Genomic DNA, 13,584 nt, shown 5'->3' with positions numbered 1-13,584 from the left:
TCAGCCTGCGGGCTGCTGCGCCAGGCCCCACGCCACGTGTTCGCGCACGAGCTCGCTCGAATGCGCGGCGCGCGTGGTCAGCGCCTCGTGCGCACCGCCCTCGCCCGCCCGCGCCGCATTGCCCAGCGCCACCGCGATGTTGCGCAGCCAGCGCTCGTGGCCGATGCGGCGAATGGGGCTGCCTTCGGTGCGGCGCAGGAAATCTTCTTCGGTCCACGCGAACAGCTCGGCCAGCGTGCGCCCGGTGAGGCCTTCGCGCGCGTCGAAGTCGGGCAGCGTGCTCTTCTTCGCGAACTTGTTCCAGGGGCAGATCAGCTGGCAGTCGTCGCAGCCGTAGATGCGGTTGGCCATCAGCGGGCGCAGCTCGTCGGGAATCGGCCCGCTGTGCTCGATGGTGAGGTACGAGATGCAGCGCCGCGCGTCCAGCCGCCGCGGCGCCACGATGGCCTGCGTCGGGCAGATGTCGATGCAGGCGCTGCAATTGCCGCAGTGCGCGCTGACGGGGTCGCTGGGCGGCAGCGCCATGTCGACGTAGATCTCGCCCAGGAAGAACATCGAGCCCGCGTTGCGGTCGAGCACCAGCGTGTGCTTGCCGCGCCAGCCCTGCCCGCTGCGCGAGGCCAGCTCGGCCTCGAGCACGGGGGCCGAGTCGGTGAAGGCGCGGTGGCCGAACGGGCCGACCTCTTCGGCGATGCGCTCGGCCAGCCTCGCGAGCCGGTTGCGCAGCACCTTGTGATAGTCGCGGCCCCGCGCATAGACCGACACGATGGCCTCGCCGGGCCGCGCGAGGCGATCGAATTCCACGGCCTGCCACTCGGGCGAGGTGTCGCGCGGCAGGTAGTCCATGCGCGCGGTGATCACGCTCACCGTGCCCGGCACCAGCTCGGCCGGACGGGCGCGGCGGGTGCCGTGTGTTGCCATGTATTGCATCTCGCCATGGAACCCATGGGCCAGCCATTGCATCAGACCGTCCTCGGCGCTCGATAAATCGACGCCCGCGATTCCGATTTGGGAGAATCCGAGTTCCCGGGCCAAGGCCTGAATACGCACAACGAGTGGATGGCTGACGATCACTTGCCGATTGTAGAAACGACAAAGACCGCCCGTACGCTGTGCTGGCGCAGCGAGGACGACACCGACGCCTTCGCGCGCGCGCTCGCGGCCTCGCCCGCGGTGCGCGACGCATTCATCGCGCTGCATGGCGACCTTGGCGCGGGCAAGACGACTTTCGTTCGCCACCTGCTGCGCGCGCTCGGCATCGCCGGACGTATCAAGAGCCCCACCTACGCGGTGGTCGAACCCCACGAGGCACCCGACGGCCTGCAGATCTTCCATTTCGACTTCTATCGCTTCAGCGATCCGCGCGAATGGGACGACGCCGGTTTCCGCGACATCTTCGCGGGCCCCGGGCTCAAGCTGGCCGAGTGGCCGGACAACGCCGCGGGCCGTACACCACCGGCTGACCTCGCTATTAAAATAGAAGCAATGACCGACGACACACGCAGCGTGAGCCTTCTCGCGAACACCCCTCGCGGCAGCGATCTGCTGGCGCGCATCACCGCATGAAGGCGGGCGGCCTGAAACGGCGCGTGCTGCTGCAGGGCGGCAGCATCGCGCTGATGCTCGGCGTGCACCAGATCGCGCGCGGCGCCAGCATCCTCGCCGTGCGCGTGTGGCCCGCCGCCGACTACACGCGCGTGACCATCGAGTCCGACACGCGCCTGAGCTCGCAGCAGCTCGTGGTGGGCAGCCCGCCGCGGCTGGCGGTGGACATCGAAGGCATCGACCTCAACCCCGAGCTGCGCGAGCTGGTCGGCAAGATCAAGCCGGGCGACCCGTACATCAACGGCCTGCGCGTCGGGCAGAACGCACCGAAGGTGGTGCGCATCGTGTTCGACCTGAAGCAGGCCGTGGTGCCGCAGGTGTTCTCGCTCGCGCCGGTGGCCGCATACAAGCACCGGCTGGTGCTCGACCTGTACCCGGAGCAGGCCATCGACCCGATGGAGGCGCTGATTGCCGAGCGCCTGCGCGATGCGCCGCGCGCCGGCAGCAGCAGCGGCTCCGCCGTGGCCGGCATCGCCCCTTCGCCCGCGCCCTCATCCGCCCCCGCGGTCGACCCGCTGGGCGAGCTGATGGCGCAGCAATCGATGCGCCCCGGCCCGCCCGCGCCACCGCCGCCCGTGACATCCGGCCCCGACCGGCCGCCCGTGCTCGTGGTGCCCGCGCCCCCGCCGCCGGTGGTGGGCACCGCGCCCGTCAGGCCCGTGCCGCCACCGCCCCCCGCCGCACGCGGCGGCACCGCCACCGCGAGCCGCACCGACCGCATCATCATCGTGGCGCTCGACCCCGGCCACGGCGGCGAAGACCCCGGCGCCACCGGCCCGAGCGGCACGCGCGAGAAAGACATCGTGCTGCAGGTGGCGTTTCGCCTGCGCGACCGCATCAACGCGGGCAGCGTCAGCGGCAACCCGATGCGCGCCTTCCTCACGCGCGACGCCGACTTCTTCGTGCCGCTGGGCGTGCGCGTGCAGAAGGCCCGCCGCGTGCAGGCCGACCTGTTCGTGAGCATCCATGCCGACGCCTTCACCACGCCCGCCGCGCGCGGCGCCAGCGTGTTCGCGCTGAGCCAAAGCGGCGCCTCGAGCAGCGCGGCGCGCTGGATGGCCAACAAGGAAAACGACGCCGACAAGGTGGGCGGCGTGAACGTCGGCGGCCACGAGGCGCAGGTGCAGCGCGCGCTGCTCGACATGAGCACCACCGCGCAGATCAACGACAGCCTGAAGCTCGGCGGCGCGATGCTCGGCGAGATCAAGGGCATCGGAGCCCGGCTGCACAAGGGCCAGGTCGAGCAGGCCGGCTTCGCGGTGCTGAAGGCGCCCGACATTCCCAGCGTGCTGGTGGAGACGGCCTTCATCAGCAACCCCGAAGAAGAAGCGAACCTGCGCCGCGCCGATTACCAGGAGAACCTGGCCGATGCGCTGATGCGCGGCATCCAGCGCTACTTCGCGCAGAACCCGCCGCTGGCGCGCAGCCGGCAACTCTGACGGCACTGGCACTGTCGGGCACTGTTGTCGGGGCACGCTTTGCAAAGCCGAAGCGTGCCCTGCTGTCCCACGAAGGGCCGCCCGTGAGACCGCACAGGCAGGCGCGGCAGGCTCCTACAAGGCGTGCGCGGGCCTTCTGGACATGATGACCCATCACTCTTCGAAAGGTGGACATCATGAACACACGTCTCTGGATCGCTGCAGCCGCAGCCACTTCGGTCATGACGATTGCAGGCTGCGCAAGCGGCCCCAACCAGAACCTCGGTACTGGTGTCGGTGCAGTAGGCGGTGCGCTGGTGGGCAATGCCATCGGCGGCAACACCGCAGCCACCGTGGGTGGCGCGGCCATCGGCGGCATCATCGGCAACCAGGTCGGCCGCAATGCAGACGAGCGCAACTACAACCGCCAGCGCTACCCGCAAGGCAGCGGCTACTACCCGGGCAACGGGCCCAACTATTGAGCCTGACGAGTCAACTGAGTCATCAAGCCCCCAACGAAAAAGCGCGCCCTCCGGCGCGCTTTTTTCATGGGTGAATGAGCGACGTTCAGGCCTGCGCTTCGCGCGCCTTCTCCGCCTTCGAGGCGCGCCATGCGCCGAAGATGGCCAAGAGGCCCGGCACGAAGATCAGCGCCCAGATGATCTTGTCCAGGTGCTGGCGCACGAACGGCAGGTTGCCGAAGAAGTAGCCGGCGGTGGCAATGCCCAGCACCCAGATCAGCCCGCCCACCACATTGAACATGGTGAACTTCGCGCGGCTCATTTCGGCCACGCCGGCCACGAAGGGCGCGAAGGTGCGAATGAATGGCATGAAGCGCGCCAGGATGATCGTGATGCCGCCGTAGCGCTCGTAGAAACCGTGGGCCTGGTCGAAGGCCTTGCGGTTGAACAAGCGCGAGTTCTCCCACTGGAACACCTTCGGCCCGAAGTAGCGCCCGATCGAGTAGTTGCACTGGTCGCCCAGGATGGCCGCGGCAATCAGGATGCCGCAGGCCAGCGGGAAGTTCATGAGCCCCGCGCCGCACAGTGCGCCGACGATGAAGAGCAGCGAGTCCCCGGGCAGGAACGGCATGACCACCGCGCCGGTCTCCACGAAGACGATGAGGAACAGCAGCGCGTAGACCCAGGGGCCGTAGGCAATGACGAAGGCCTCGAGATGTTTGTCGACGTGCAGGATGAAGTCGACGAGAAAGCTGATGATTTCCATGGGCGCGGATTATCCTTGCTGAACCCGAACGCTCTCTGAATCACCCCATGCTGCACATACGCGCCGCCACCGATGCGGACTGGCCGGCCCTCTGGTCCCTGCTCGAGCCCACCTTCCGCCGCGGCGACACCTACACCTTCGCCACCGACGTCACCGAGGCCGAGGTCCGCCACGCATGGATGACCCTGCCCGCCGGCACCTTCGTCGCCTGCGACGAGCAGGGCGCGGTGCTCGGCACCTATGTCATCAAGGCCAACCAGCCCGGCCACGGCGCGCACGTGAGCAACTGCGGCTATGTGGTGTCCGAAGCGGCGCGCGGCCTGGGCGTGGCCTCCGCGCTGTGCGAACACTCGCAGCAGGAGGCGCTGCGCATGGGCTTTCGCGCGATGCAGTTCAACTTCGTGGTGTCGACCAACGAGGGCGCGGTGCGCCTCTGGCGCAAGCTGGGCTTCGCCATCGTGGGCACGCTGCCCGGCGCGTTCAGGCATCCGCAGCACGGGTTCGTCGATGCGTATGTGATGTTCAAGCAGTTGCAGGCCTGAGCATCCCGCGTCGAACGCCCTGGCAGAGCGCCGGGGAACACAGCGCTTTTAGAATGCCCCGGTGAGCGCCCTCCCCACTTCCATCGCCCCTATCCAACGCCGTCCGATCCGCGAGCTTCCCGATGAGCTGATCAGCCAGATCGCCGCCGGCGAAGTGGTCGAGCGGCCCGCCTCGGTGGTGCGCGAGCTGCTGGACAACGCGCTCGACGCGGGTGCCAGCCACATCACGGTGCGGCTGGCTTCGGGCGGCGTGCGGTTGATCTCCGTGGAAGACGACGGCCTGGGGATTCCGCGCGAAGAGCTCACGGTGGCCCTGCGCCGCCATGCCACCAGCAAGATCGCGAGCCTGAACGACCTCGAGACGGTCGGCACGATGGGCTTTCGCGGCGAGGCGCTCGCGGCCATCAATGCGATCGCCGAACTCAGCATTCTTTCGCGCTTCACCGGCGCGGACACGGCCTACGCGCTCGACGGGCGCACCGGCGAACTGCGGCCGGTGGCGCGCGCCACGGGCACCACGGTGGAGGTGCGCGAGCTGTTCTTCGCGACGCCGGCGCGCCGCAAGTTCCTGAAGACCGACGCCACCGAACTGGCCCACTGCATCGAGGCGGTGCGCCGCCATGCGCTGGCGCGGCCCGAAGTGGGTTTCTCTGTCTGGCACGACGGCAAGCTGGTCGAGCAGTGGCGCGCCGCCACGGTGCGCGAACAGCGCCTGGCCGACGCGCTGAGCGACGACTTCGTGTCGCAGAGCGTGGCCGTCGACCGCACGGGCGGCGCGGTGCGCGTGGTCGGCCGCGCCGGCATTCCCGACGCGGCACGCTCGCGCGGCGACCAGCAGTTCTTCTACGTCAACGGCCGCTTCGTGCGCGACAAGGTGCTGTCGCACGCCGTGCGCAGCGCCTACGAGGACGTGCTGCACGGCCAGCGCCAGCCCATTTACGTGCTGTACCTCGAGATCGACCCCTCGCGGGTCGACGTGAACGTGCACCCGACCAAGATCGAGGTGCGCTTTCGCGACGGGCGCGAGGTGCACCAGGCGGTGCGCCACGCCATCGAGGACGCGCTGGCCGCCCCGCGCGCCAGCGACGCCGTGGTGCCGGCCGCGCCGCAGCAGTCGTTCTTCAAGGCGAATCCACTGCCACCGAACGCCAGCTGGGCGCAACCCGCTATCAATTTCGTAGCTCGTGAACGCGGCGAAGGCGATTTCGAGGCGATGTGGCCGCAACGCACCGAGCCGCGCGCGCCCGACCATGCGGCGGAGTCGACGCCCGCCGCATGGCCGCAAGCGGACAGAGCCAATGGAGCGAATGGCGCCAATGGCGCCGATATGGCCGCCACCGAATTCCGCCCGCCCGCCCCCCTGGCCACGCAAGGCGACGCCTGGCCGCTGGGCCGCGCGCTGGCGCAGCTGCAGGGCATCTACATCCTGGCCGAGAACAGCCAGGGCCTGGTGATCGTCGACATGCACGCGGCGCACGAGCGCATCGTCTACGAGCGGCTGAAGACGCAACTCGACGGTGCTTCCATCAGCAGCCAGCCGCTGCTGATTCCGGCCACTTTCGCCGCCACGCCGCAGGAAGTGGCCACGGCCGAGGCCTGCGCGGCGGTGCTGCCGACGCTGGGGCTGGAAATCACGCCCTTCTCGCCGCGCACGCTCGCGGTGCGCGCCGTGCCCGGAACGCTGGCCGACGGCGATCCGGTGGAGCTGGCGCGCAGCGTGCTGGCCGAACTGGGCCAGCACGACGCCAGCACCGTGGTGCAGCGCGCGCAGAACGAACTGCTGTCCACCATGGCCTGCCACGGGGCGGTACGGGCCAACCGCAAGCTCACGATCGACGAGATGAACGCACTGTTACGCCAGATGGAAGCAACAGAACGTTCGGACCAGTGCAACCACGGTCGGCCGACCTGGCGGCAGCTGTCGATCCGCGAGCTCGATTCGCTGTTCATGCGCGGTCGATAGCTCGATTACGCACGTTTTGGGTGATTTTCAAGGGCCTGACGGGCCCTTTTCGCCGTTTTTCTAGGGTTTTCCGCAGGCCGGCGTACGTCATCGGGATGGCGGGCACGCACGTTGCATAGGTTCTGCAAAGCGCCAATGAGCGTTGTGTCGGGGGGTTACCAAGGTGCAATGTCGGCGCATCGCGGTGAGAGCAGGTGAAACTTTTAGGCCGACTTCGCTGTCCCTCAACCCCATGATGAAACGCTGGACCCTCCTCGCGTCTGTCCTCTCGCTCTGCGCCCTGCTGGCAGCCGGTTGCTCGACGCTCGACGCCCAGCAGCGCGAATGGATCTTCCAGCCCAGCGACCGCAGCTGGGGTAACACCGCCTCCATGGCCCAGGGCATGGAGGACGTGTGGATCGACTTCCAGTCCTCCCTCACCGGCGAGCCGGCCCGCCTGCACGGCCTGTGGCTGGGCGGCGCGCCCGAGACCACCGACACGCCCGTGCTGCTGTACCTGCACGGCGCCCGCTACAACGTGGCCGGCTCGGCGCCGCGCATCCAGCGCATGCACGAGCTGGGCTTCTCGGTGCTGGCCATCGACTACCGCGGCTTCGGCAAGAGCTCCAAGGGCCTGCCCTCGGAGGAATCGGCCCGCGAGGACGCCCGCGCCGCCTGGACCTGGCTGGCCGCGCGCCACCCCAAGCAGCACCGCTACATCTTCGGCCACTCGCTGGGCGGTGCCATCGGCATCGACCTGGCGGCACATGTGAACGACGAGAGCGGCACCATCGTGGAGAGCACCTTCACCTCGATCGCCGACGTGGTCAGCAGCTTCAAGTGGGGCTGGCTGCCGTTCAGCCCGCTCATCACGCAGCGCTTCGAGGCGATCAACAAGGTCAAGGACATCGGCTCGCCGCTGCTCGTGGTGCACGGCACCGCCGACAGCCTGATCAACCCCACGCTGGGCCGCAAGCTCTACGACGCGGCCACCGTGCCCAAGCTGTTCGTGCTGGTCGAGGGCGGCTCGCACCACAACACCAACTCGGTCGGCGAAACGCAGTACCGCGCGGCGCTCACGCAGCTGTTCCGCATGAAGCCGGAAAGCATGGTCGCCAGCAACGGCGGCGCGCCGCGGCCGACACCGCGCCTTGCCCCGCCGGCAACCGGCGCGCTCACGCCGCAGGATGTGAGCGGCAAGGTGCAGACGCCGGTGCCGGCCGCGATCTGACCGGATCCGACAGGCCTTGGCAGGCCCTGCCTGACCCTCACCCGGGCGCCGCTGTGCGCCCGATCGCGCCGCTGCCGCGCAGCGCGAAGACGAACACCCCGCCCATCGCCAACGCAAGCCCGCACAGCATGCCCGCGTAGCCCGTGCGGTCGAGCAGGAAGCCCGCGCCCACCGGCACCGCCAGGCGGCTCAGCGCGAACAGGCTGGCCTGCAGGCCGTAGTCGGCCGCTTGGTGGCCGTCACGTGCGAAGAACATCATCAGCCCGAAGGCCAGCGAGGCCGCCGCGCCCATCGCCAGCGCGACCAGCAGCGCCGCGGCGCCCAGCCATGCCGCCGGCGCGCGCAACGCCACCACGGCCGCGAGCACGGCGATGCACAGGAAGCCCAGCAGCGTGACGCCCGGCACCGCGCGCGCCACGCCGACGCGCCGGACGACGCCGGCAGCCACCACGCTGGCCACCGCCGCGACCAGCCCGCCGCCTACGCCCACCAGCCACGCGACCTGCGGCACGGCAAAGCCGCGGTCGAGCAGCAGCGGTTTCAGGAAGAACCACGCCGCGCCGATGAACGGGAAGCACGACAGCAGCAGCACGGTCCACGCGCGGGCGCCCGGCTGCGCGAAGTAGCCCTGCGCACGGCCGCTCGACACGCCGCGCGAAGCGAGCGGTGCCTGCGCAGCGATCGGCGCCGCGCCTTCGTCGATGCACAGCAGCGCGAGCGCGCCGATTACCAGCAGGCCCGCCATGAACCAGAACGGCGCGGCCCACCCCCACTTCGCCTGCACCAGCAGCATCAGCCCGCCGCCGACGATGGCCCCCAGCGACAGCGCCGCCGAGCGCAGGCCGCCCGCACGCAGGCGCGCCGACGCGGGCAGCAGGCGAATGGCGAGCGCGTTGACGGGAATGTCGGCCCACGTCGCCATCAACGCGGAGGCGACGGCCAGCACGCAGAGCGTGACGCGGTCCGACAGCAGTTCGCGTTGCCCCAGCAGCGCGAGCACCGCCGCGAAGCCCAGGCACAGCAGCACCGCCCATCCGCGGTACTGCCCGCCCCTGAAGCGATACCGCTCCACCGGCACGGCCAGCAGGAACTTGAAGACCGCCGGCAACCCCGCGAGCTGGAAGAGGCCGATCTCCCACCCGCTCCAGCCGTGCTGCCGCATCAGCACCGGCAGCCCCAGCCAGAGGTACACGCTGGGCGCGGTCGTCGCCAGGTTCAGCCCCGCGAAGAGCGCCTGGTGCAGGTTCTCGCGCAGGCGGCTCATGCGTTGGGCCTGCGCGCCACCAGCACCTGCAGCGGCGCCATCGGGAACTCCGGCGACGCGAAGCGCCGCAGGCATTGGAAGCCCGCGCGCTCCAGCGCGGCCTCGCCCGAGCCGGCCGCGCCCACGTGGCGCCCGAGCACCATCATCGGCAGGTAGAACGGCAGCACCGCCGCGGCCTGCTCGCGCGAGGCGCCCACCTCGGCATGCGCGCAGACAAGGAGGCCACCGGGGCGCAGCGCCGCCAGCACCCTGCGCAGCATCGCGTCGACGTCGGGCACGAAGTGCAGCACCGACGAGCACCAGACGAGGTCGTAGCCTTCGCCGATGCTGTCGCGCGTCCTGTCGCCCCCGGCGTCACCACCTGCACCATCACCTGTACGGCCACCTGCATCGCCGCCGATGTCGCCGCCCACGGCGCGCACCCGGTGCGACAGCTGCTCGCGCGCGATGTTCTCCCCGGCAACCGCGGCCGTCGCCGGGCCGTCGAACACCACGCCTTGCGAATCGGGCCAGAGCTTGGCCAGTGCAATGCCGATCCATCCCGGTCCGCCACCCAGGTCGAGCCAGCGCCGCGTCTGCGCGGCCTCGGGCACGCGCGCCATCACGTGCAGCGCGGCATCGACGCTCACCGCGCGCTGTTCCTGGCCGATCTGCACGCGCGCGGCCTGCGCCCAGTCGAGGTCGGAGCCGGTGGGGGCGCGCGGCACGTCTTGCCCTTGCTCCGGGCGAAGCTGCCCGCCCAGCCGTCCGCCCGCCCCACGCAGGCTGCGCAGGCGAAACAGCAAGGCGTCGGCGCAGAACGCCGCCGCGTCGGCCAGCAGGTAGCGGCGCGCGCCTTCGCTCACGCGGTAGCGGTGCGGCATGTCGCCGTCGGCTTCGGTGCGATCGAGCACGTCGATGCTCCACAGCAGGTCGAGCAGCGGCGCGGTGGCCGCGGGCTGCAGACCGAGCCGCCGGGCGGTGTCGTGCGCGGTGGCGTAGTCGCGCAGCGCGTCGGGCACGCCGAGCTCCAGCGCGGCGGCCAGCGCGTCGGCCTGCACGGCGGCCGAGGCGATGTCCCAGTAGCGTTGCAAGGGATGGGGGTGGTAGCTGAAAGGCATGGCTGTCGGATTCACCAAGGCAGTGTTGAAAGAGAAAAACGGCGCGCGCATCACATCCGCCAGTTCAGCCGCACACCGACTTCGCGCGGCGGGCTGTAGACGGAGACGATGCCGTTCTGGTAGCCCACGGCGTCGTAGCGCCGGTTGGCCAGGTTGCGCACGTAGGCCGTGAGTTCCCACGGGCCCTGCGTGTAGCCGGCCGACATGTCGAGCCGGCCGTGGCCGTTGCGGCTGTAGCGGTTGGCCGCGTCGAGGTAGACCTTGCCCGTGCCCGACAGCGTGGCCTGCACGTGCCAGCCCTTGGGCGCGTCGTAGCGCAGGCCGACGTGGCCGTCGATGTCGGGCGCGAACGGGTTGCGGTGGCCGTCGTACACGGCGATGCCGTCGCGAAAGCGATCGAAGCGCGTGCGGTTCAGCGCCAGGCCGGCGCGCAGCTGCCAGCCCTGGCCGAAGAGGTAGTCGAGCTCGAACTCGGCACCGGTCGCATGCGCCGATGCGGCGTTGGTCACGTACACCGTGCCCGGCACCGGCATCTGCTGCACCTGCATGTCGTTCACGCGCATGGCATACACCGAGGCCGCGTAGCGCAGCCGTTGCCCGGCGACGGTGCCCTTGGCGCCGAACTCCAGCGAGCGCACCTTCTCCGGCTGGTAGGCCGCATAGCGCGCGGCCGGCACGAAGACGTTGAAGCCGCCCGCGCGAAAGCCGTCGGACAGGCTCGCATACAGCTGGTGCGTGGGCGCGAGCTGGTACTGCAGCGCGAACTTGGGCGAGACATGCGTCCAGCCGGCCTTCCGCGCCGCGCTGCCTGCATTGCCCGCACCGCCCGCATTGCCCGCACCGTCGCCAGCCGTGAAGCGCACCGCGTTGCGCTCGACGCGCGCCCCCGCAGACACCGACCACGCTCCGCCCAGCGGCACGCTCCAGTGCGTGAACAGCGCCGACGAATGGCCGTCGAGCGTGGCCGGCGTGAGGCTGCTCACGAGCGGCAGCTTCTGCTCGTTCAGCAGGTCATGGTCGTCGCGGTCGAGGTACACGCCCGCGAGCCACTGCGCGCCGCCGAGCCGGCCTTCGAGCCGCAGCTCCTGCGACAGCGTGCGAAAGCGGTGGTTGCGGCCGATGTGGAGCAGGTCGGCGCTCTGGAAGTCGGTGTCCTGCTGCACGCGGTCGTCGACGTTGTTCTGCGCGGTGATGGAACGCAGGCGCAGCTCATTGCCGAAGGTGTGCGTCACGTCCAGCGACAGGCTGCGCCCGCGCGATCGGTTGAAGCTCGGCGTGCCTGAACGCACCGTGGCACGCTCGGCGCCTGGCGAGCCCCACAGGGCCGCGCCGTCGTCGTAGTCCTGGCTGGCGAAGCGCAGCGTGGCGTCGGTGCGCACGCTGGGCGTCCAGCGCAGCGCCAGGCGCAGCGCGCGGCGTTCGCGGTCGTCCTCGGTGCGGCCGGTGAGGGTGTTGCGGATGAAGCCGTCCTGGCGCGAGCTCTCGGCCGCGATGCTCGCGTAGAGCGCGTCTTCCACCAGCGGCCGGCTCAGCGAGAAGCGCAGCGCGCGGCGGTCGCGGCTGCCCGCCTCCACGCCCACGGTGGTGCGCGCTTCGTTGCCGGGGCGGCGCGTGTGGATGCCGATGACGCCCGCTTCCGCATTGCGCCCGTACAGCGTCGACTGCGGGCCGCGCAGCACCTCGACGCGGTCGACGTCGAGCAGCGCGTCGTCGAAGCCCTGCGCCATCAGCGTGGGCACGCCGTCGAGCAGCAGCAGCGTGGACGACGAGAAGCTGAAGAAGTTGGCGCTGATCCCGCGCATCACCGGCGACAGCACGCCGGCCTGGCCGAAGGGCTGGAAGCTCAGGCCGGGCGTGAGCTGCTCCAGCGTCTGCAGGCCGGTTGCGCCCTGCGCCTCGAGCGTGTCGCCGTCGAGCACCGACACGCTGGCCGGCACCGCGTCCAGCGGCTGCGCCTGCTTGGTGGCGGTGACGGAGATCGCGGGCAACGCGGGGGCGCTGTCCTGATGCTGCGCGGCGGCCGTGCCGCACAGCGCGCACAACAGCGGGCAAGCCCAGGCCGCGCGCGCCCCGGGAGAGAAAAGCAGTGAAGCCATGTGTGGAAATCGCAAGGAGAAAAAGAGGGTCGAGGCCGTGACGGGAAGCTCGAACAAGCGTATTTCCAAACGAGAATGACTATCATCTGATTCGATTGCATTCCGGGCTGTTTCGTATGCATTCGCTTTCGGCCACCGCGCCATCCCGTTTCGCCACCCGTTTCACCGAGCCTCGCCATCGCCTTTCGCATCGCCGCCACCGAAGTCCGCACCGCCCCTTCCGCCGCGCCGGGCTGGGTGCGCCAGCAACTGCCCGACGCGGTGGGCGACTGCCACGCGGAGCGCCTGCAGATCGACCGCGGCCTGGCCGTGGTGCGCTCGCGCTACCTGCCGCTGCGCGACCTCGCCGAGCACAGCGCGCAGCAGGACGGCACGCGCCGGTTGATCCTCACCTTCGCGCTGCAGGGCGACTCGGGCTACGAGGCCCACGGCGGCGAGCGGCTGGCCTTCAGCGCGGGATTCACCACCATCTCGGCCGCGCGCGACAGCGTGGGCGAGCGGCGCTACCGTGCCGGCGAAGCGGTCACGCAACTGCGCCTGCTGGTCGACGAAGACACGGTGCTGCGCTACTTCGGCGAGGAAGGCCGCCGCAGGCTGCTGCCCGACACCGGCCTGCGCGAGCTGGCCTTCGGGCGCACCTGCGCCGCGAGCGCCGTGCATGCAGCGGCACTCGGCCGGCGCACCGCGCGGGAGGCACCGAGCCCGCTCGACCTGCACATCCACGCGCTGACCCTGCTGGCCAACGAGATGCGCGCGCTGCAAGCCCCAGCCCCAACACCGGCGCCGGCAAGCACCGCCTTCAGCCCGGAGGACATCCGCAAGCTCGAGCAGGCGCGCGACCTCATGCAGGCGCAGATGCAATCGCCGCTGACCGTGGCCTACCTCTGCGCCAGCGTCGGCCTCGGCGAATCGAAGCTGCAGCGCGGCTGCCAGGAACTGTTCGGCGCCAGCCCCTACCGCCTGCTGCTCGAACTGCGCATGCGCCGCGCGCTTGCGCTGCTGGAGGCCGGCAGCCAGGTCGCGCAGGCCGCATGGCAGGTGGGCTACGCGCACCCGGCGAATTTCAGCGCGGCCTTCACCCGGTTCCATGGCCGCACGCCAAAAACGGTGCGGGGCCGCAAGACCTGAAGCACGGGCGGGCTCGCGCCATTTGCTACCC

The 13,584-nt window shown here is 70.3% G+C and carries 12 protein-coding genes; 7 read left to right on the top strand and 5 right to left on the bottom strand.

All coding sequences use genetic code 11. The features are described from left to right. Complete coding sequence (gene queG, locus BM013_RS16210; protein WP_177225483.1) at nt 1-1,074, bottom strand: tRNA epoxyqueuosine(34) reductase QueG; 1,074 nt, start codon at nt 1,072-1,074, stop codon at nt 1-3. Here queG and tsaE point away from each other — a divergent pair. From tsaE to BM013_RS16195, 3 genes are all read left to right on the top strand, one after another. After that, nucleotides 1,060-1,566: a tRNA (adenosine(37)-N6)-threonylcarbamoyltransferase complex ATPase subunit type 1 TsaE gene (tsaE, locus tag BM013_RS16205; protein ID WP_093128639.1), complete on the top strand. Its 507-nt coding sequence runs from the start codon at nt 1,060-1,062 to the stop codon at nt 1,564-1,566. The genes queG and tsaE overlap by 15 nt on opposite strands. After that, nucleotides 1,563-3,044, top strand: coding sequence for an N-acetylmuramoyl-L-alanine amidase (locus tag BM013_RS16200; RefSeq protein ID WP_093128638.1), 1,482 nt, complete (start codon nt 1,563-1,565; stop codon nt 3,042-3,044). Before tsaE ends, BM013_RS16200 begins: the two co-directional genes overlap by 4 nt. A 176-nt stretch (nt 3,045-3,220) precedes the next feature. After that, a complete protein-coding gene (locus tag BM013_RS16195) occupies nt 3,221-3,505 on the top strand; it encodes a glycine zipper domain-containing protein (protein WP_093128736.1) in 285 nt (94 codons plus the stop codon). A gap of 85 nt (nt 3,506-3,590) precedes the next feature. Here the strand turns inward: BM013_RS16195 and BM013_RS16190 are convergent, their stop codons facing one another. Continuing rightward, a complete protein-coding gene (locus BM013_RS16190; RefSeq protein WP_093128637.1) occupies nt 3,591-4,250 on the bottom strand; it encodes a DedA family protein in 660 nt (219 codons plus the stop codon). A 47-nt stretch (nt 4,251-4,297) separates the two neighbouring features. Between BM013_RS16190 and BM013_RS16185 the strand changes: the two genes are divergently transcribed. From BM013_RS16185 to BM013_RS16175, 3 genes are all read left to right on the top strand, one after another. After that, a complete protein-coding gene (locus tag BM013_RS16185; protein WP_093128636.1) occupies nt 4,298-4,792 on the top strand; it encodes a GNAT family N-acetyltransferase in 495 nt (164 codons plus the stop codon). 61 nt (nt 4,793-4,853) lie between these two features. Next, complete coding sequence (mutL, locus tag BM013_RS16180) at nt 4,854-6,755, top strand: DNA mismatch repair endonuclease MutL (RefSeq protein WP_093128635.1); 1,902 nt, start codon at nt 4,854-4,856, stop codon at nt 6,753-6,755. Nucleotides 6,756-6,987: 232 nt separating this feature from the next. Beyond that, complete coding sequence (locus BM013_RS16175; protein ID WP_093128634.1) at nt 6,988-7,965, top strand: alpha/beta hydrolase; 978 nt, start codon at nt 6,988-6,990, stop codon at nt 7,963-7,965. A gap of 37 nt (nt 7,966-8,002) precedes the next feature. On the opposite strand, the gene BM013_RS16170 is transcribed toward BM013_RS16175, so the two are convergent. The 3 genes from BM013_RS16170 to BM013_RS16160 are packed head-to-tail and all read right to left on the bottom strand — an operon-like array spanning nt 8,003 to nt 12,425. Further along, complete coding sequence (locus tag BM013_RS16170; protein WP_093128633.1) at nt 8,003-9,229, bottom strand: MFS transporter; 1,227 nt, start codon at nt 9,227-9,229, stop codon at nt 8,003-8,005. Continuing rightward, complete coding sequence (locus BM013_RS16165) at nt 9,226-10,329, bottom strand: class I SAM-dependent methyltransferase (protein ID WP_093128735.1); 1,104 nt, start codon at nt 10,327-10,329, stop codon at nt 9,226-9,228. The genes BM013_RS16170 and BM013_RS16165 overlap by 4 nt, the downstream gene beginning before the upstream one ends. Nucleotides 10,330-10,379: 50 nt before the next feature. Further along, complete coding sequence (locus BM013_RS16160; RefSeq protein ID WP_093128632.1) at nt 10,380-12,425, bottom strand: TonB-dependent receptor; 2,046 nt, start codon at nt 12,423-12,425, stop codon at nt 10,380-10,382. A gap of 237 nt (nt 12,426-12,662) precedes the next feature. Here BM013_RS16160 and BM013_RS16155 point away from each other — a divergent pair, with 237 nt between their 5' ends. Beyond that, a complete protein-coding gene (locus BM013_RS16155) occupies nt 12,663-13,553 on the top strand; it encodes an AraC family transcriptional regulator (protein ID WP_256221525.1) in 891 nt (296 codons plus the stop codon). Nucleotides 13,554-13,584: the final 31 nt, after the last annotated feature.

Origin of the sequence: Variovorax sp. OK605 (genome assembly GCF_900115445.1) — a bacterium.
In the GTDB taxonomy this organism is placed as follows: domain Bacteria; phylum Pseudomonadota; class Gammaproteobacteria; order Burkholderiales; family Burkholderiaceae_C; genus Variovorax.
Note: the sequence above shows the minus strand (reverse complement) of the source record. Positions and strands in the feature narration are given on the sequence as shown.

Bases quoted from the DNA above. Each gene is read 5' to 3' on its own strand.
- BM013_RS16190 (WP_093128637.1), bottom strand. From the start codon at position 4,250: ATGGAAATCATCAGCTTTCTCGTCGACTTCATCCTGCACGTCGACAAA.
- BM013_RS16165 (WP_093128735.1), bottom strand. From the start codon at position 10,329: ATGCCTTTCAGCTACCACCCCCATCCCTTGCAACGCTACTGGGACATC.
- BM013_RS16200 (WP_093128638.1), top strand. From the start codon at position 1,563: ATGAAGGCGGGCGGCCTGAAACGGCGCGTGCTGCTGCAGGGCGGCAGC.
- BM013_RS16175 (WP_093128634.1), top strand. From the start codon at position 6,988: ATGATGAAACGCTGGACCCTCCTCGCGTCTGTCCTCTCGCTCTGCGCC.
- BM013_RS16195 (WP_093128736.1), top strand. From the start codon at position 3,221: ATGAACACACGTCTCTGGATCGCTGCAGCCGCAGCCACTTCGGTCATG.
- BM013_RS16185 (WP_093128636.1), top strand. From the start codon at position 4,298: ATGCTGCACATACGCGCCGCCACCGATGCGGACTGGCCGGCCCTCTGG.
- tsaE (WP_093128639.1), top strand. From the start codon at position 1,060: ATGGCTGACGATCACTTGCCGATTGTAGAAACGACAAAGACCGCCCGT.
- BM013_RS16170 (WP_093128633.1), bottom strand. From the start codon at position 9,229: ATGAGCCGCCTGCGCGAGAACCTGCACCAGGCGCTCTTCGCGGGGCTG.
- BM013_RS16160 (WP_093128632.1), bottom strand. From the start codon at position 12,425: ATGGCTTCACTGCTTTTCTCTCCCGGGGCGCGCGCGGCCTGGGCTTGC.